This window comes from Thermoflexus hugenholtzii JAD2 (genome assembly GCF_900187885.1).
Classification (GTDB): Bacteria; Chloroflexota; Anaerolineae; order Thermoflexales; family Thermoflexaceae; genus Thermoflexus; species Thermoflexus hugenholtzii.
In genome coordinates, this window is record NZ_FYEK01000035.1 from 37122 (window position 1) to 55843 (window position 18722).

General features: G+C 69.4%; 14 protein-coding genes. 3 read left to right on the forward strand and 11 right to left on the reverse strand.

The window, feature by feature from the left end:
• Positions 1 to 51 precede the first annotated feature (51 nt).
• The 4 genes from CFB18_RS09550 to CFB18_RS09565 all read right to left on the reverse strand — a co-directional run bounded on the left by CFB18_RS09550 (position 52) and on the right by CFB18_RS09565 (position 4632).
• Positions 52 to 1008 carry a dihydroorotate dehydrogenase gene (locus CFB18_RS09550; RefSeq protein WP_088571586.1) on the reverse strand — a complete coding sequence of 319 codons (957 nt, stop codon included), beginning with the start codon at positions 1006 to 1008 and terminating at the stop codon, positions 52 to 54.
• Between the two features lie 34 nt (positions 1009 to 1042).
• Positions 1043 to 2443 (reverse strand): orotidine-5'-phosphate decarboxylase, encoded by a 1401-nt coding sequence (gene pyrF / locus CFB18_RS09555; RefSeq protein ID WP_088571587.1) that lies wholly within the window; start codon positions 2441 to 2443, stop codon positions 1043 to 1045.
• A 14-nt stretch (positions 2444 to 2457) separates the two neighbouring features.
• Positions 2458 to 3375 carry an aspartate carbamoyltransferase gene (gene pyrB, locus CFB18_RS09560; protein ID WP_088571646.1) on the reverse strand — a complete coding sequence of 306 codons (918 nt, stop codon included), beginning with the start codon at positions 3373 to 3375 and terminating at the stop codon, positions 2458 to 2460.
• A gap of 192 nt (positions 3376 to 3567) precedes the next feature.
• Complete coding sequence (locus CFB18_RS09565) at positions 3568 to 4632, reverse strand: amidohydrolase family protein (RefSeq protein WP_088571588.1); 1065 nt, start codon at positions 4630 to 4632, stop codon at positions 3568 to 3570.
• A 331-nt stretch (positions 4633 to 4963) separates the two neighbouring features.
• Here CFB18_RS09565 and CFB18_RS09570 point away from each other — a divergent pair, with 331 nt between their 5' ends.
• Positions 4964 to 6064: a M24 family metallopeptidase gene (locus tag CFB18_RS09570; protein WP_159461680.1), complete on the forward strand. Its 1101-nt coding sequence runs from the start codon at positions 4964 to 4966 to the stop codon at positions 6062 to 6064.
• 10 nt (positions 6065 to 6074) lie between these two features.
• On the opposite strand, the gene CFB18_RS09575 is transcribed toward CFB18_RS09570, so the two are convergent.
• From CFB18_RS09575 to CFB18_RS09605, 7 genes are all read right to left on the reverse strand, one after another.
• On the reverse strand, positions 6075 to 6974 hold the full coding sequence (locus CFB18_RS09575) for a peptidylprolyl isomerase (protein WP_088571590.1): 900 nt from the start codon (positions 6972 to 6974) through the stop codon (positions 6075 to 6077).
• A gap of 10 nt (positions 6975 to 6984) precedes the next feature.
• Positions 6985 to 8721 (reverse strand): alkaline phosphatase family protein, encoded by a 1737-nt coding sequence (locus CFB18_RS09580; protein ID WP_088571591.1) that lies wholly within the window; start codon positions 8719 to 8721, stop codon positions 6985 to 6987.
• Between the two features lie 174 nt (positions 8722 to 8895).
• Positions 8896 to 9936: a site-2 protease family protein gene (locus tag CFB18_RS09585; RefSeq protein ID WP_088571592.1), complete on the reverse strand. Its 1041-nt coding sequence runs from the start codon at positions 9934 to 9936 to the stop codon at positions 8896 to 8898.
• 28 nt (positions 9937 to 9964) lie between these two features.
• Positions 9965 to 11452 carry a glutamate--tRNA ligase gene (gene gltX, locus CFB18_RS09590; RefSeq protein WP_088571593.1) on the reverse strand — a complete coding sequence of 496 codons (1488 nt, stop codon included), beginning with the start codon at positions 11450 to 11452 and terminating at the stop codon, positions 9965 to 9967.
• Positions 11453 to 11503: 51 nt separating this feature from the next.
• The gene (locus CFB18_RS09595; protein WP_088571594.1) at positions 11504 to 12736 is read right to left on the reverse strand and encodes a CdaR family protein; all 1233 of its coding nucleotides are present in this window, start codon (positions 12734 to 12736) and stop codon (positions 11504 to 11506) included.
• Positions 12733 to 13611, reverse strand: a complete 879-nt coding sequence (gene cdaA, locus CFB18_RS09600) for a diadenylate cyclase CdaA (protein WP_088571595.1) — start codon at positions 13609 to 13611, stop codon at positions 12733 to 12735. Before cdaA ends, CFB18_RS09595 begins: the two co-directional genes overlap by 4 nt.
• Positions 13612 to 13692: 81 nt before the next feature.
• On the reverse strand, positions 13693 to 15960 hold the full coding sequence (locus tag CFB18_RS09605) for a tetratricopeptide repeat protein (RefSeq protein ID WP_159461681.1): 2268 nt from the start codon (positions 15958 to 15960) through the stop codon (positions 13693 to 13695).
• A 144-nt stretch (positions 15961 to 16104) separates the two neighbouring features.
• Between CFB18_RS09605 and proS the strand changes: the two genes are divergently transcribed.
• Together proS and CFB18_RS09615 are read left to right on the forward strand one after the other, a co-directional pair.
• Positions 16105 to 17535, forward strand: coding sequence for a proline--tRNA ligase (gene proS, locus CFB18_RS09610; protein ID WP_088571597.1), 1431 nt, complete (start codon positions 16105 to 16107; stop codon positions 17533 to 17535).
• 28 nt (positions 17536 to 17563) lie between these two features.
• Positions 17564 to 18667, forward strand: a complete 1104-nt coding sequence (locus CFB18_RS09615; RefSeq protein WP_088571598.1) for a class II aldolase/adducin family protein — start codon at positions 17564 to 17566, stop codon at positions 18665 to 18667.
• Positions 18668 to 18722: the final 55 nt, after the last annotated feature.

An 18722-nucleotide genomic window follows, 5' to 3' on the forward strand; every position in this document is an offset into this window, starting at 1 on the left:
GGATCTCGATCCCTGCCGCCGGGGAATTCTACCACGCGATAGGGGGTTGTCCTACACCCGGTGGGCCCGGCCGCGGATCTCCGCCAGGCACCGGACGCCGTGGGCGCGCATCCACGCCTCCATCTCCTGACGGATCGCCCGGAAGGCCCCCAGGCCCCGGTAGGCCACTGCCGAGCCGACCCCCACCGCGGTCGCCCCGGCCATGAGCATCTCGATGGCGTCCTCCCCGGTGAGGACCCCACCGGTGCCGATGATCGGGATGCGCACGACCCGGGCGATCTCGTAAACGCACCGGATGGCGATGGGCTTGAGGGCGGGCCCGGAGAGGCCGCCTTCGCGGTTGGTGAGGATCGGCCGCCCCGCCTCGATGTCGATCACCATCCCCGGCATCGTGTTGACGGCGGTGATGGCGTCCGCACCGGCCTCCTCCGCCGCCCGGGCGATGCGGGCGATGTCCGGCACGTTGGGGGACAGCTTGGCGATAACCGGGCAGGGCACCGCTGCCTTCACCGCCGCCACGGCCTCGGCCGTGGCCTGGGGGCTGGCGGCGAACATCTCCCCGTATTCCGCCGCCACGTTGGGGCACGAGAGGTTGAGCTCGATCAGGTCCGGCCCCGCCGCCGCCAGGATGCGGGCCACCTCCACGAACTCTTCCACGCGGGCGGCGAAGACGCTGGCGATGAGGGGGACGCCCATGGGGGCCAGCTCTTTGCGGGCCTCGTGGAGGATAGCGGCCATCCCCTCGGCACCCGGGTTGGTCAGGCCCACGGCGTTGATCAGCCCGTGGCCCCAATCGAAGAGGATGGGGCTGGGATGCCCCGCCCGGGGGAGCCGGGTGGCCGACTTGGCGGTGATGGCCCCGGCCCCCAGACGGGCCATCCGGACCATCAACGCCGCGCTGGTCCCCAGGATCCCTGAGGCGAGCACCAGCGGGTTCGACAGACGCACCCCTGCGATCTCACAGGAGAGGTCCGGCGCCGACGGGGTTTCGTCGGAATGCCTCCTCATGCAGAGCCTCCGTCTCGGCCTTTGATCTCCGAGTTCATCCAGAGGATGCGGCAGCCGGGCTGCGCCGCAGCGCCTCCCGGATCCGATCCCGCTCGCTCGGGAGGAGCTTCCCCTCCGCGACCAGGGCGTCCAGCAGGGCGGTGAGGGTGGTGACGGCATGGACCCGATAGCCAGCGGCCTCCAGCTCCTGCCGACCGCCCTGCTCCCGATCCACCAGGACCACGATGTCGGTCACCCGCAACCCGGCCTCCTCTAACACCTGAATCGCCTCCCATTTGCTGGCACCGGTCGTCAATACATCATCCAGCACCGCTACGGCCTCTCCGGGGTGAAACTCTCCCTCAATCCGCTGGCCAGTGCCGTAGGCCTTGGCCTCCCGCCGCGGATACAGCAGCGGACGCCGCATCCGCAGGGCCACCGCTGTCCCGATGGGCAGCGCGGCGTAGGGGATGGCGGCCAGGCGATCGAAGGTCAGCCGCTCCAGCACCGCAGCATATAACCCTGCTACTATCTCCAGCAATGCCGGGAAGGCCACCAGCCGCCGCAGATCCAGGTAGATGGGGGAGCGCTGGCCGGATTTGAGGACGAAGTCCCCGAAGCGGATGCATCCGGCCTCATATAGCCCGCGGGCCAGGGCGCGGATGGCCCCCGCACCCAGGACGGCGTCACGGCCCCGCAGCGCCTCCCCCAGCGCCCGGGCAGCCGCCCCCGGATCCGACGCCTCCAGGATCTCCCGGGAGGCGGCGATCAGGGCGGGGGGACCGGCCAGGGTCTTCACGGTCTCAATGTCGCCCCCCTGGGGGCCGATCCCGGGGATCAGGAGCCAGCGATCGGGAGCCAGGCGGCGCAGGGCGGCCAGCGCCGCGGGGACCGTCGCCCCCACCACGAAGCCGATCCGCTCGCGCCCGGCCCATCCCTCCGCCTGACGGGCCAGGACCTGATAGAGAGGCTCGCCCCGGACCGGTAGCTCCTGCACGGCCTCGGCGCCCGGATTCGAGGTTCGAATCAGGAGGAAAACCCCACGGTCCACCCGATCCAGGAAGGGCTGTAAGGAGTCGGGGCCCAGGAACGGGCTCAGCGTCACGGCGTCCGCCCGCAGGACCTCGAAGGCGAACCGCGCGTAGGCCTCCGCAGTCCACCCGATGTCGCCGAACTTCCCATCCAGGATCACCGGGATCTCTGGTGGGATCACCGCCCGGATCGCCCGCAGGGTCTCCAACCCGGAGGTCCCCAGGGCGAGGTAGAAGGCCAGGTTGGGCTTGTAGGCGGCGGCGAACTCCGCGGTGGCCTCCACCACCCAGCGCACGAAGGCCACGATCGGATCCGGATGCCGGCGCGCCCATGCGGGGAGGCGCTCCGGCACCGGATCCAGCCCGATGCACAGGCCCAGCCCCGAGGGGCCGGTTCGCTCCCGCAACCGGTCGAAGAATGCCATAGCGACGCCCCCTCTTAAGCCTTGCCCAGCACAGCGGCCAGCAGGGCCATCCGGATGTAGAGGCCGTTGGCCACCTGGCGGAAATAGGCCGCCCGCGGATCCCGGTCCACCGCCGGGTCGATCTCCCCCACCCGGGGCAGCGGATGCATGACGATCATCCGCTCCTTAGCCCGCTTCATCAGCTCCGGAGTGATCACGTAATAGTTCTTCACCTGCTCGTAGGCGTTGAGATCCGTGAAGCGCTCCTTCTGCACCCGGGTCACATAGAGCACATCCACATCCTCGATCACGTCGGCCACGTCGTAGGTCTCATAGACCGGGATTCCCTTCGCCCGCACCTCGTTCATCAGGTCCAGAGGCAGGCGCAGGATCTCCGGCGAGACGAAGGACAGGCGCACGTCATACATCGTGAGCAGCTTGGTCAGGGAATGGACCGTGCGCCCGAAGCGGAGGTCCCCCACCATGGCGATGTGGAGGCCGTCGATGCGGCCCAGCTCCTCCTGGATGGTGAAGAGATCCAGCAAGGCCTGGGTGGGATGTTCCCCGATGCCATCGCCGGCGTTGATCACTGGGACCTCCGCCACATCGGCGGCGATCTTCGCCGCGCCCACCTCGGGGTGGCGCAGGACGATGACGTCGGAATATTGCTCCAGGGTCTTGATGGTGTCAGGCAGGGACTCGCCCTTGGCCACTGAGGAGAACTGGACGCCCTGGGTGATGGGGATGACGGCCCCGCCCAGGCGCTCCATGGCAGCGATGAAGGAGGAGCTGGTGCGGGTGCTGGGCTCGTAGAAGACGCAGGCCATCACGTAGCCCTTGAGGAGATCGCAGGCGCCCACGCGGCGGACCAGCTCCCGCATCTCCTCCGCTACATCGAAGAGATAGGCCAGGTTCTCCCGATTGAATTGGGAGACCGAGAGGATGTCCTGCATGTAGAAGCCGTTGTTCGGGTTCACCGGCTCGCGCGAAACCGCGCCGTCGAACTGGAACAGGCGAGGTCGGGTCACCATCATCCACCTCCTTTCAAATGGATTTCCCGGGAATGCGTTTGGATACCTGCGGATGCGACATCGTTCCGCGCGGCAGCGAACAGAGCCGTTTCATGCCGGTGCGCTCGCTTCCGTTCACAGATCCGCGAAGAGCACCCGCCCGGAGCCCGGGGGCGCGCGGACCTCTCCGTCTTCAAAGGCCACCCGTCCCTCCAGGACGGTGCGCCGCACCCGGGCCCGCACCGTCATCCCCTCGAAAGGGGTCCACCCGCATTTCGTGAAAAGGCCCTCCCGGGAGATCACCCAGGGCCCACCCCATTCGATCTCCACCCACGTCTCCGGGGGCTCCAGCAAGCCGTAGATCCGCCGGGGCCCGGTGGCGGTCAGGCGGACCACATCGGCCAGCTCCAGCCGTCCTTCGGCGACGGCGGTGAGCAGCAACGGCAGCATGGTCTCCAGGCCCGGCACGCCTGGGGGTGGGTTCTCCCCCTGCTTCTCCGCGATCGTGTGCGGCGCGTGGTCGGTGGCCACGGCGTCGACGATGGCGAGGTTCGCCCACAACGCCTCCTGATCCGCCCGCGAGGCCAGGGGCGGGCGCATCTGCCCGAAAGGGCCCAGGCGGGGGAGGTCCTCTTCGGTCAGGAAGAGATGATGCGGCGTGACCTCGCAGGTGATCGGGAGGCCCCGCTCCTTCGCCCGGCGGATGAGGAGGATCTCCTCCCGCCGGCTGATATGGCAGAAATGCACCGGCTGGCGGAACAAAGCGACGAGCCCGATGACCATCGCCACCGTCCGTCCCTCGGCGTGGACGGCGATGGGGCGGTGGCTCGGCCAGGCCTCGAAGTGGCGCAGGAGGGCCGCCAAGCCCTCCAGGCGGAGAGGGCCGTAGGTCGCATCCAGGTAGAGCTTGAGGCCGGGGGCTTGGCGGGCCAGGGCGGCGGCCTCCGCCGCGTTGTCCGCGGTGCCGCCGAGGAAGAGGCCCACCTCGCAGCGGGCCAGGGCCCGGGCCCGACGGACCGCCTCCCGGAACGCGGCCGCGTCGATGAGGGGCGGGCGGGTGTTGGGCATGGCCAGCACGGTGACCACCCCGCCGGCCAGGGCTGCCGCCGTCCCGCTGGCGAAGTCCTCCTTATGGGTTTCGCCCAGATCCCGCAGGTGCACGTGGATATCCGCCGCTCCCGGCAGGCGCAGGGTCGCCATCTTCCTCCTCCGACGCGGAAAAAATCAGGCACCGGGGGCGGAAGCGCCAGCCCGGTGCCTGAAAAACATCCAGAAGGCCCCTGCGGGGTGCGCTTCCCCGCCGGGGCGCTCGCGTTCGGATATGAGGAGGGGATCCCAATCGTTCCCGGCCCATGCCGGGATTCTATGTTGCCACAGCCGCGGCCACCTGTCAAACGGAACAGCCTGGACCCTGGCGTAAAGAATCCATCGCCCCCCTCGGATGGTGGAGGCCGGACCGTTGTCAGGCCCTCCCGGCAGGAGGAGAATTCAAAAGACAGAAGCCTCAGGGATCCCCGGGAGGATGGATCCTATGGAACGTGCGGTGCGATGGGATCGTCTTCGGGAGGAGATGGCCCGGGAAGGGGTGGAGCTCCTGGCCCTGGTCCCCGGCGCGAACCTGTTCTATCTGACCGGCCTCCACTTCCACCGCATGGAGCGACCGATCGTCGCCCTGCTGCCTCGGGAAGGGGAACCCGCCCTCATCCTCCCCGCCTTTGAGGTCGAGAAGGCCCAGCGGGCGCCCATCCCCTGGCGCCTGTTTCCCTATACCGATGCCGAGGGGCCCGCCTCCGCCTTCCACGCCGCTGCCGCAGCACTGGGCGGGCGCGGGCACACCATTGCCGTGGAGACCTTAGGGATGCGCGTGCTGGAGTGGTCCCTGCTCGCGGAGGCCTTCGAAAGCCCCACCCCCCTCCCGGCGGAGCCCCTGCTGGCCCGGCTGCGGATGGTGAAGGGGCCGGAGGAGATCGCCGCCATCCGCCGGGCCATCGCCGCCGCCGAAGCCGCGCTACAACAGTGGCTCCCCGAGGTCCGGCCGGGGATGACGGAGCGGGAGGCCACCCGGCGGCTGATCCAGGCCTGTTTTGCGGCCGGAGCGGATGCGCTGGCCTTCGAACCCATCGTGGTGGCCGGACCCAACGCCGCCCTCCCCCACGCCACCCCTTCGGAGCGCCCCATGGGGCCGGGGGAGATGATGATCGTCGACTTCGGGGTGATCATGGACGGATACGTCTCGGATCTCACCCGCACCTTCGTCCTTGGGGAGCCGGATCCCGAGACAGCCCGGATCTATGAGGTGGTCCGGGAGGCGAACGCGGCGGGGCGCGCCGCCGTGCGCCCGGGGATCCCCGCGGAGGCGGTCGATCGGGCGGCCCGCGCGGTCATCGAGGCCGCCGGCTACGGCCCCTATTTCCCCCACCGGACCGGCCATGGCCTGGGCTTGGAGATCCACGAGCCGCCCTATCTGGTGCAGGGAGACCGCACCCTCCTCACGCCTGGCATGGTCTTCACGGTGGAGCCCGGGATCTACCTGCCCGGTCGGGGCGGCGTCCGCATCGAGGATGTGGTGGTCGTCACTGAAACCGGCGGGGAGTCCCTCACGACCTTCCCCCGGGAGCTCCGCTCCCTCTGAAGAGGCGCCCCTATGGCCCCAGGGGGATCAGGATCTCCACCTGGGCCTCCGCCCGCCAGGCCTGCAACTGGGCCTGGATCCGCCGCTGCCGGAGCAGCTCCCGCTGGTCCTCGGAAAGGGGACGGGCAGGATCCTTCTCCACCACCCACAGCAGGTGATAGCCCCGCGAGGTCATCACCAGCACCACCTGACCTGGCGGGGTGGCGAAGGCTGCTTCCTCCAGCTCCGGCACGGCCAGGGTGCCTCGGGCGAACCATCCCAGGTCGCCCCCCAGCTCCCGGGTGGCGGCGTCCTCCGAATACTGGCGGGCCAGCTCGATGAAATCCTCCCCCCGCTGCAAGCGGGCCAGCAGCTGCTGTGCCAAATCCTCCCCGGACACCTGGATATGCCGCGCGTGGACCTGCTCGGCAACCTCCGGCAGGTCCGCTGTCAGCTGCTGGAACACCTTCTGGGCCAGCATGGCCGCGCGCTGGTTGCGCCGGAACTCCTCCTCCGTCATCCCCAGGGTGGCGAGGCGCTGGCGGAAGGCCTCTATCCCGCCGCTCTCCTGGATCAGCTGGGTCAGGGCGACCTCCACCTCCTCCGGAGACACCGTGATCCCCATCCTCGCGGCCTGCTGCTCGATCAGGACCTCCTCGATCATCCCCTCCAGGATCTGACGAGGGAGCGCAGCCAGGCGCTGACGCCCCTCCGCGGACTGGGGGTCCAGGCCGTTGCGGCGCCACTCCTGCTCATAAGCGGCCAGCCGTCTCTCGAACTCCGCGAGGGGGATCGGCTCCCCGTTCACCCGAGCCGCGAGGGCCATGGGCGTCGGGGAGGGCGGGGCGGTGGGCGCGGCCGGCGTCGGCGCGGGGGACGATTGGCATGCGGCCACGCCGAGCATCAGGACGATCAGCCCTCGCTTCCACATCGGTGCCTCCTCAAAGGGGGTGAGCTTCCGGCACGCGCGCGTAAGCCCGGCTCAGGAAGGCGTGGAAATCCCGGGCGTCCTGCCAGGCCTGGGGGCGCAATGAGCGCTCCGCCGGGAAGATCAGGAAGGCGATCTCCTGAGGCCCGCCCAGCCCCCCGTGGGTCCCCCGTTGATCCTCAAAACTCACTACCGTTCGACCGTCCCAGGCGCCCAGCAGGATGAGATCGCCACTCCCGGGCAGCCGGGCCAGGCGGGCTAGCTCCTGAGCCGTCCGCTCGGGATCCAGCCACCGCCCCTCCGGCGCCATGCGCTCCGGATCGGCCAAGGGGTCCTGGCCGTAGATCGAGGAACGGCCGTCGGCGCGGACGACGCGCGCGCCTCCCTGTCCCATCAGGAAGACGACCTCCCCTTCCCGGCCGATCACCAGCCCGATCCCCGGGTGCTCGATCAGGGCGTCCAGGAGCTGGGGCCAGCGGATGACGATCTCGCTAAGGGGGAGGGGCTCCGGCACGGCGGCGATGTAAAGATGGGCCAGCGGACCGGAGGCCCGGATGATCACATCGGCGGACGGCACGGCGGGGGCGGAGGGTTCCCCTCGCAGGAGGGATGCGCGCCGCTGCACATAGGCTCGGGCCGCCCGCACCACCCGGGCTCCACGCGGGGAGAGGGTCCGTTCCAGCTCGCGCATCTCCGCCATCAGGTATTGCCACGAACGCCAGCGGCGGTCATCCGGCTCCACCGCCTCGTCCAGGGTCACCGACCGGGCCATGCAGCGCCGGACGAAATCCCCCAGGCTTTCACGGAAACGCCGGGCGAAAGGGACCGCCGGGGTCATCCCGTGATCCGAAAAGATGTAGAGATCATACGGCCGCCGGGCGAAGCGGGCCATCCGATCGATCTCCCGCAGGTAAGCGTCCAGCCGGCGGAGGGCCCGCAGGGCGACCGGATGCTCCGGCCCGTAGCGATGGGCCGCCTCATCATACAGCACGTAGATCCCATACAGAGGGGAGATCCCCCGATGGAGATCCATGCTGAGGCTGAAGGTCACCAGCTCGTGGAGCAGCGCGTTGCCCAGCGCCAGAAGGGCGGTGCGGAGCAACCCCGCCGGATCCCGCAGGAAGCGCCACCCGGCCCCCCAGGAGCGGATCCCATACCACAGCTCGTCCAGGATGTCGCGCACCACCATGCGGAGGATCCGCCAGATGCGCCCCGGGTTGAGGAGGACGATCAGAAGGAGCCCCACGCCCCGGACCCCATCGAGGAGCCCGGGCGGGCCCATGGCGCTGAGGGTGAAGACGGCCCGCTCGGCCCCCCCGTCGAACAGGCTGGCGTAACAGGCGCCGCCGCGCAACAGCCCTCCGGCGCCCTCCGCCTGCAGCCGCGCGACGACCTCCCGCACATGGCGCGGTCGCTTCATCCCGATGGGCTCGCGGCGGGCCTTCTCATACCACCGGAACCCCGGGATGGCATCCCGCCGCCCGTAGAGCAGCGCGGCGGTCACCACCGGGGTGGTGGTGGGGAAGCCGGCGAACCAGGGCGCCAGCCGGAACCGCCCTTTCTGGATCTGGCGGGCCAGATAGGGCATGCGGCCCGCCTCCAGGGCTCGCTGCAGATGCGGGAAGGAGAGGCCATCGATCTGGATCAGCACCAGCCCCCGCTCCGGCGTCGGCGGAGCCTCTGGCCGCCTCATCCGTCGGCCCAGGATTCGGAACTTCGCCCGATAAAACTCCCGGAGGACCGAGACCATCCTCCACCTCACAGGAGAGCGGGGGCGCTGCACGGAGATATCCTTCGCCCCTTCGAAAGCCGGAACAGCCGTCCGCCTGCAACCGCCTGTCCGGACTTCCGCGTAAGCCCAACGGAATTCCGCCTTACATCGTGGCGGCCTGTTCCAGCGCCCTTCCCCGACCGCTCCATCCGTTCACGGCCATCCGGCGGGGAGCTCTCGCGCCAGAGCTTCCACCCGCTCCCGGGGGATCCAGCCGGCCGGCCGGCCAGCCCGCAGGACCAGGACCCCGGGGCTTTCGCCCTGGGCCAGGCATAACCATGCGGCGCCCAGGGAAGCCGTCGCATCTAGGCTGGGGAGATCCAGGCGCCGCAGGCCGTCCCTCATGCGCACCAGGCCTCCCGGCCACCGCCCGGCCTCCTCCACCGGCAGGATCGGTTGTCCGCTGTGCTGAAGCAAGCGCCGGGCAGCGGGCTCCGGGATCCGATCGTTCACCGCCAGGGGAAGGGGCTGGAGATGCGGGACGAGGGGGATCTGCTGCAACCGCTCCCGGCGGCGCAGCTGCTGGGTTTCCTGGAGGGTCTGGCCGAGCAGCCACATGGCGATCAGCATTGTAACCAGCCCGCCGGCGTCCTGATGCCGGAACTGCCAGATCGCCAGCCCGCCGATCCCCAGGGCCCCTGCCTGCCCCACCCGCAACGCCAGCCAGGTCCCCCAGCCCTCCCCGAGGGCCATGGCCAGAGCGCTGCGCAGGATCCGCCCACCATCCATCGGGAACACGGGGAGCAGGTTGAAGAGGCCCAGCAGGAGGTTCAACCATCCGAACACCACCTCCGGGCGCCATCGCGCTCCCGGGCCTTCCCAGCCGCCCAGCCCGGCGATGAGGAGGGCGAGGAGGAGGTTGACGCTGGGCCCAGCCAGGGCGATCCCCAGCTCCGCTCGGAAGCGGCCGGGGGACAGCCGGACCGCGGTGAAGCCGCCCAAGGGCCAGAGAACCACCGCGGTCACCGGGACACGCAGCAGGCGCGCGGCGGCAAGATGCCCCAGCTCGTGCAACAGAACCGCCCCGAACAACAGAAGCCACCAGAGGCCCTGCCGCAGGGCTTCCCGCCATCCGGCCAGCAGGCCGGCTCCCAGCACGGCCGCCATCAGCAACGCCACCAGGCTCCCGTGCACCTGCACCGGAACCCCGGCGAGGGTGAACAGCCGGATGGCGGGGAGGCGGAAGCGGGACATCGTGCACCTCTCCACCTCGCAGGAGCTCTCAACGGGCGGGGACGCCCTCCAGAAGCCGGACGGCCGCCTCCAGGCGTCGCAACGTCCGCTCCCGGCCCAGGAGGGCGAGGGACTCAAACAGAGGGGGGGTGACCCGCCGGCCGGTGACCGCCACGCGGACGGCCATGAACAACGTCCCCGCCTTCACACCCAGGCGATCCGCGAGGCCCCGCAGCGCCGCCTCAATGGCTTCGTGGGTGAACGCGGGGAGCGCCTCCAGAGCGCGCTGGGCTTCCGTCAGCCAGGTCCGCACCGCCTCGGGGGAGGCGCCCGAGGGCACCAGATCCTCCAATGCCGGCGACACCTCCTCCCTCCACAGGAATTCCAGCATCTCCGCCCCTTCCCGCAGCGTCTTGATCCGCTCCTGGATCAGGGGGATCGCCCGGCGCAGGGTCTCTGGATCCGGCCGCAGGCCGAGGGCCTCCACATAAGGCCGCAGCCGCTCCGCCAGGGCCTCCGGGCTCAGGCGCCGGATGTAGACGCCGTTCATCCACTCCAGCTTGTCGTAGTTGAAGGCCGCCGGCTTGGGGTTGATGCCGGAGATGTCAAACTTCTCGATCAGCTCCTCCACCGTGAAGAGCTCGGTCTTATCGTCATAAGCCCATCCGGTCAGCGCCAGGAAGTTGATCAGGGCCTCCGGCAGGTATCCTTCCTCCCGGAAATCCCGCACGAAGACAGCCGTCTCCCATCGCCCTTGCTCCTGCAGCACCCGCTTGCTCATCTTCCCCTTGCCCGTCGGGCTCAAGATGATGGGCAGATGGGCGAACTGAGGCGGCTCCCACCCAAAGGCCTGGTAGAGCAGGATGTGCCGGGGCGTGCTGGGGATCCATTCATCCGCCCGCATCACGTGGGTGATGCGCATCAAATGATCGTCCACCACGTTGGCCAGGTGATACGTAGGGTAGCCGTCGGATTTCAACAGCACGAAATCATCCTGGGTCCGGTTCTGCACGGAGATCTCCCCGTGCACCAAGTCGTGAAAGGACGTGGCTCCCTCCAGGGGAACCTTGAGGCGGATCACGTAGGGCTCCCCGGCGGCGATGCGACGCCGGGCCTCCTCAAGCGAGACGTTGTAGCGGCAGTAGCGGTCGTAACCGGTGGGCTGCTTGCGGGCCTCCTGCTCCCGACGCAGGCGCTCCAGCCGCTCCTCCGAGCAGAAGCAATAATAGGCATGACCCAGGTCGACCAGGCGGTGGGCGTGCTCCCGGTAGATCTCCAGCCGCTGGGACTGGATGTAAGGCCCGTAGGGTCCTCCGACGTCCGGGCCTTCGTCCCAATCCAGGCCCAGCCATCGGAGGGAGTCCAGGATATCCTCCAGGGCGCCAGGGATCAGGCGCTTGCGGTCGGTGTCCTCAATGCGCAGGACGAACTGGCCCCCGTGATGGCGGGCGAAGAGCCAGTTGAAGAGGGCCGTGCGGGCCCCCCCGACATGCAGGAACCCGGTCGGGCTGGGCGCAAACCGAACGCGAACACTCATCCGGGATCCCCTCCCAATCCCGTGATCACCGGGTATTGTAACTCAAGCGGCTCAGCGCGTCCGGGTCGGCGTGGGGGCCGGCATCAGCGTCACCTGGAGGCTGGGGGGGATCAGCGTCCAGGAGAGGTTGGTCACCGTGGCGCTGAGGATCACCGTGGGCGTCAAGGTATAGGTCCCCCGCTCCAGATCCCTCACCTCCACCCACACCCGCAGCTGATCCGGCTGGAGGCTCTCCACGTAAAGAAGGGGGCCCCGCACGATCACGTCCACCGTCTCCGGCGAGAGGCGGGCGATCATCCCCGGGCGCAATCCCTCCACCACCACCGGGACCTGCTGGAAGACCTGGGTGCTGAGGATGGGCTCCACCCGGAGGCGGACCTCCACCTGGTTGGGGGCACCGACCAGGGCGACCCCGGGCGGCAACACCAGAGGGACCTCCGCGATCAGCTCGCCCCGGGCCTCGGAGAGATCGATGGGCTCGGTGGAGAGATAGCTGCCGACCTCCTCCAGCCGCCGGGGATCCCCGGTCAGGGTGACCGTAGGGGGATCCACGGCGATCTCCGTCAGCTGATAGCCCCGCGCCGGGCGCCCGCGCAGGTTGACCCGCACCGGCAGCTCGCGGAAGCCGAGGCGCTGTTCGATGGGGACCGTGACCGTGATCCGGGCCGGCTCCACCTGCACCTCTGTCAGCACCCTCCCCTCGGAGTCCACCGCTTCCAGGGCGACCTCTGTCTCCACGCTTTGACGCGCCCCCTCGACGCGGATCCGCCCCACGGCCATGGCCGCAACGGCGATCCGGGAGCGGGGGCCGGTCACCCGGACCTGGGGGAGGGCGGGAAGCGGTGTCCCGGCCTGGTAGCCGATGGCCGGTTGACCCAGAATCTGAATGGAGACCGGGACTTCCCGGCTCTCCACGCGCTCCAGACGGAAGCGCACCGCCGGGGGATCCACTTCGAGGATCTGGATGCTCCGCCGGTGGACGCGGATCTGCACCGGCCGCTCATAGGCCCCCTCGCCCAGGCCGGACACGTTCACAAAGGCCTCCACATCCTGAGGGACGATGGTGCCCTCCATCGCCCGGGGCACCCGCAGGCGGAGGCGGACCCGCTCGGCGGAGCGTTCGAAGACCACGTGATCGGACGCCAGGCCTTGAAAGGCCAGCGGGACATCGGTCAAGGACCGCTCCACGGGCGGGTTCTCCTCCCAGACGGCGGCGGCCCAGAGGGCGAAGGCCAGCCCGAAGGCCAGCAGCGCCAGCCCCATGTTCTCTCGGGCCCACCTCATTGCTTACCCCCAGCTCCCCGGATGGTGAAGAGGATCACCCATGCCCGCCGGCCCAGCTCCCGCAGCTCTTGCAGCCAGCGGTAGGTTTGCGCGACCTCCGGCGGCGGGCTGTAGAAGTTCCGCAGCACCAGCTCCAGGCGCCGCGCGTCCAGCCGGCGCACCATCCGGCCGTTCAGGGCCACGGAGATCGTCCCGCGTTCCTCAGAGATCACGATGGCCAGGGCGTCGCTCACCTCCGTGATCCCGATGGCCGCCCGATGGCGCAGGCCCAGCTGGGGATCCCCCAGCCATCCGGTGGTGAGGGGAAGGATGCAGCCCGCCGCCACCACCCGCCCGTCCCGAATGATCACCGCCCCGTCGTGCAGGACCGTGTTGGGCGCGAAGATGGTCATCAGCAGCTCGGGGGTCACCCGGGCGTCCAGGCGGATCCCGGTGTCGATGTAGGTCTGGAGGCCGGTGGTGCGCTCCAGCACGATGAGGGCGCCGTGGCGACGCTCCGCCAGCCGGGGGCATGCCTGGACCAGCGCCTCGATCACCTCATCGACAGGCGCCCCCCTTGGATCCCGCTGAAGCCAGAGCCCCACCCGCCCCAGCCGCTCCAGAGCCCGCCGGAGCTCCGGCTGGAAGATGATCGGGATGGCGATGAGCAACGCCGGGAGCGCCCGCTCCAGAAGCCAGCGCATCGCCCGCAGGGAGCGGAGGGGGCCGCTCAGGATGAGCACGAGCAGGATGAGGATGAACAGGCCCCGAACGAGGGTGACCGCCGGCGTCCCTTTCAGGGAATACAGGATCCCGAAAAAGAGAAGGGCCACCAGCCCGATATCGATCAAACTGATCCAGCTCAGCTGGTCCAGCAGGTAGAGCAGATCCCGCACGCGCCATCACCTGTTCAATCGAACGTGGATCCGCCATCTCTTCTTTTCGGATCGCGCCGGGCTGCGGCGTTCCTCCCGCCCTCATCCGCCGGAGCTCAGTAGGGCCCGGTAGCGCTCGGCCTGGGCAGGGTTCAGGCGCATCAAGGAGCGATACACCGCCTGGGCCTCGGAGAGACGACCGGCCTGCAGGTATTGCTCCCCCATCCGTTCCAGATGGGCCACCGCTGCCTCGGGCTGTTCCAGCTCCAGATACAGCTGAGCCGCTTGCTGGCGCAGGGCGAGCTCCTCGGGGAAGAGCAGGATGAGCTCCTCCAGGTTCCGGGCCGCCTCCGCCAGCCGCCCAGCGGCCCGCGCCCGCTCCACCAGCTGTTGCAGCTCCTGCACCGCCGCATCCTTGCGGTTCGCCCGCAGATAGGCCTCCACCAGGCCCCAGCGGGCCTCCAGGTCCTCCGGGGCGAGGGCGCGCAACCGCTCCAGGTGTTCGATCGCCCCGCTCCAGTCCAGGCGCTGGACGGCGATCTCCACCAGCCGGCGGAGGAGGGGCGACAGCGCCGAGCCGGGGAGCCCATGGCGGGAAGCCCACGCCAGCCCCTCCCGGCCGATCCGCTCCGCCTGTTCCAGATCCGCCATCTGCATATGCGCGTCCACCAAGCCGCAGAAGGCCTGCAGCGCCCGCGGCGCATCGCCCAGGGTCTGGGCGAGCTGCAGCAGCCGCTCCAGAGCCGGCAGATCCATGGGAGCCAGCCGGGTGACCTGCTCGAAGGCAGCGAGGGCCATAGAGGGATCCTCCAGATACAGAAAATAGGTCCCCAAGGCCCGGAATTTGTTCGCCGCCGCCGGGATGTGACGGCCCCAGGCCAGCAGCTGCCCGAGGATGAGATGGGGCAGCGGGGCGAAGGGGGCGCCGGCCAGGATCCGCAACGCCTCCTCCAGCGCGCTGTAGAACAGGCCTAGCTGGGCCCACGTATAGGTTTGCCCCAGATCCAGGAGCACCCGCTCCCCCTGGGGAGAGAGCAGGACGTCGGCCAGGGTGAGCCGGAACGGCGTGCCGGCGGTCCATTGATCCAGCGCCTGGCGGATCCAGAGGATCCGATCCTCCCAGGTCGGACTCTCCAGGATCTGACGGGCCCCCTCCAGGAGAGCCGCCTGACGCTCCGGATGCCGGGGGAGCCAGGAGCGTAGGAAGCGATAACGCTCCCGGAGGACCTCCCGGCTTTCCTCCCGGGCCAGCTCCTGATCCAGGGATTCCAGGGCCTCCAGGTAGCGCAGGGCGGCGGACGCCGCCGCGCCCTGCCGTTCCTCACAGCGGGCCAGCAGGAGAAGACCGGCGAAGGCGTAGGTGGGGACATCTGTGGCGCGCCGGAGATACGAGGCGGCTTCCTCGCAACGCCGGAGCTCAGCCAGCGCGGCGCCGATGGCGAAGGGCAGGGCCGGGTGCTCCAGCCCGGCGGCGCGCACCTGCTCGTAGAAGGCCAGCGCCTCCCGCAGCTGGCCCTGAGCGTGGGCGTCCACCGCCCGGCCCAGGAGGGCATGGATCCGGAACCACTCTGATTCAGAGAACGAACCCGGCTCCTCCGAGAACACGAGATCCGCCAGCTCCCGGAGCGCCTGGGAGAGGGCGCGGCGGATCGGATCCGCAGGGGCTTCGGCCTCCTCCGGGGCCAGCATCCAGAGGGCCTCAGCCCGGGCCTGCTCCGCCTCGGCGCCTTCGGCCCTGGACGTCGGCCGGGGCAACGGACCGGTGCCGGTCCGCCGGGCCAGCTGGACGCGCAGCCAGTCCCGGGCCTGCAAGGCCTGCGGATGATCCGGATCCAGGGCGAGGGCGGCGTCGATGGCCTCGAGGGCCCGCTGCAGGTCCCCTTGCTGGATCCAGGCGCGGGCGAGGGCCAGATCCACCCGAATCGCCGCCTCCCGCTGATCCAGCTGGCGATACGCCTGGGCCAGGGCCTCCAGCGTCTCGATCCGGCCGGGATCCAGGCGGATGGCCTGGGCCCATGCCTGGATGGCGCGTCGAAGATCGCCGCGATCGGCGAACATCCGGCCGGCCCGGTGGTAATGGGCTGCCGCCTCCGCCGCCCGGCCGGCGCGCTGATGCACTTCGGCGAGGCGCCACACCGGCGCGGGATCCTCAGGGCGGAGGCGCTCCAGCTGCCGGAAGGCCTCCAGAGCCTCTTCATAGCGCCCGGCCTCCATACAGGCCAGGCCCAGCCCGGTCAGGGCCTCCGGCTCCTCCGGGGCCACCGTCAGGGCCTCCCGATAAGCCGCGATGGCGGCCGCCCACTGTTTCTGCCAGAGCGCGGCATGGCCGCGCTGCAACGCCTGTTCATACCGCAGGCGCTCTTCCCCCACCGCGGGTCCCCCGCCTGTTGGATCCATCAAAGTCCAAGTATACCAGCGGAGAAGGTGGCTTGAAAGGGCCCTTCGGGGCCGCTACAATAGGCCTTAGATCCTGGGGAAGGCAGGAGATCTTTCGCGGCGTAAGGAGGCCGGACGATGGGTCGGATCACCCCTCGCCATGAAGATTACAGCCAGTGGTATCTGGATGTCATCCGGGAGGCGCAGCTGGCTGATTACGCCCCGGTCCGTGGATGCATCGTCTTCCGGCCTTACGGCTACGCGATCTGGGAGAACATCCAGGCGGCCGTGGACCGACGGTTCAAGGCCCATGGCTACCGAAACGCCTATTTCCCTCTGTTCATCCCTTATTCATTCATCCAGAAAGAAAAGGAACACGTGAGCGGCTTCTCGCCGGAGCTGGCGGTGGTGACCATCGGAGGCGGGGAGACGCTGGAGGAGCCGCTGGTGGTGCGCCCCACCTCTGAGACCATCATCGGCTACATGTATGCCCAGTGGATCCAATCCTATCGGGATCTGCCGCTGCGGATCAACCAGTGGTGCAACGTGGTGCGCTGGGAGAAGCGCACCCGTCCGTTCCTGCGGACGCTGGAGTTCCTCTGGCAGGAGGCCCACTCGGTCTTCGCCACGTATGAGGAGGCGGAGGAGGAAGCGCTGCGGGTGCTGGATCTCTACACCGATTTCGCCGTGGAAGACGCCGCCATCCCGGTGATCCAGGGCCGCAAGAGCGAGTCGGAGAAGTTCGCCGGCGCGCTGCGCAGCTACACCATCGAGGCCATGATGGGGGACGGCCGCGCCTTGCAATCCGCCACCTCCCACAACCTGGGCCAGAACTTCTCCCGCGCCTTCGAGATCCGCTACCTGGACGCCCAGAACCAGATGCAATACGCCTGGACCACCTCCCACGGCCTTTCCACGCGGGTGGTGGGAGCTGTGATCATGGTGCACGGGGACGACCGCGGGCTGATCCTGCCGCCGCGCCTGGCCCCCATCCAGGTCATCATCGTGCCCATCTGGAAGGGAGAGGAGGAGCGCTCCCGGGTGCTGGAGGCCTGCGAGCAGGCACGCCGTATGCTGCAGCCCGAGATCCGGGTGGAGGTGGACGCCCGGGAGGAATACACGCCGGGGTGGAAGTTCAACGAGTGGGAGCTGCGCGGGGTGCCGCTGCGCATCGAGATCGGCCCCCGGGATGTGACCGAGCGTCAGGCCGTGCTGGCCCGGCGGGACCAGCCCGGCCCCCAGGGCAAGCGGACGGTCCCGATGGACGGCCTGCGGGAGGCGGTCCAGGAGACCCTGAGCGCCATCCAGGCCGACCTCTACCAGCGGGCCCTGGCCTTCCAGAAAGCGCACACGCATTATCCGGAGACCTACGAGCAGCTGCGGGAGGCCGTCGCGGACGGCTTCGCCTGGGCCTGGTGGTGCGGGAGCGCGGAGTGCGAGGGCCGGATCAAGGCCGATACCACGGCCACCAACCGGTGCATCCCGCTGGAGCAGCCCGGCGGCCAGGGACGGTGCATCGTCTGCGGCGCGCCGGCCCGGGAGATGGCCGTCTTCGCCCGCGCCTACTGATCGAACCTGCGAACGGAGGAGGGAGCCGATGGATTTCGTGATCGTCGGAGCGGCGGAGACGCCGGGGCTGCGATGGTTCCGCCAGGGATTATGGCAGGCCCTGCGGGCCCACGGGCACACGTTCCTGGAGGAACCCACGCCCACTGTCCGCCTGGTGCTGAACTTCACCCGCTCGGAGCGCCCGCGCCCCTTCCGACGCAAATCCCAGGGCACCTTCGTGACCTCCATCGTCGAGCTGCCCGAGGCCCCTGCGGACTTCCTGAAGACCTGCTATCCCATCCTGGTCCGCGCCCTCTCCAACCTCCTCATCGCCCTGGTCCCAGGCGGCCGGTCCTCCTCTGTCAACGGGACGCGCTGGGAAGCGCACTTCATCACCCTGGAGCTGGGCCATTACGTGGAGGCCTGCGGGGAGGATGAGGCGGACTTCTTCGAGCGGATCTACCGGCGCCTTGCCCCCCTGGCCCAGGCCCGGCTGGTCATCAACAACGAGTTCCACCCGGATCTCCCTCCCGAGCTCTGGAACGGCAACGAGCGGACGGAGAAGTTGAAGGAAGCAGGGCGGTTCCTGGCCTCCCTGAACCTGCTGCCTGCCCCCTTCCCCCTGGAGGAGATCCTTCCGCCCCGGGATTTCCAGCACGTCAAGCGGCTTTACGGGCTGGGCGGTCTGAGCTACGGCAACCTGAGCGTGCGGGAGGACGCCCAGCGCTTCTGGATGAGCGCCAGCGGCGTGGACAAAGGCAACCTGCAGGTGATCGGGCGGGACATCCTGCTGGTGAAGGGCTACGATGCAGCGCGCAACGTGATCCTCCTCAGCGTCCCGCCCCATATCGAACCCCGACGCGTCTCCGTGGATGCCATCGAGCACTGGATGATCTACCGAGAGCATCCTGAGGTGGGGGCGATCATCCACGTCCACGCCTGGATGGAGGGGATCCCGGTGACCACGGTGAACTATCCATGCGGGACGTGGGAGCTGGCGGCGGAGGTGGCCGAGCTGGTGCGCCAGGCCCCCGATCCCGCCCGAGCGGTGATCGGGCTGCGCAACCATGGGATCACCGTCACCGGCCGCAGCCTGGAGGATATCATGGAGCGCCTGCGCGGACGCGTCATCCCCCAGGTGCCCATGGAGTAGAGGCCCAGCGCTGCTACGCCCATCGCAGCGGCGCTGCGCCCCTCCCACTAGGCGG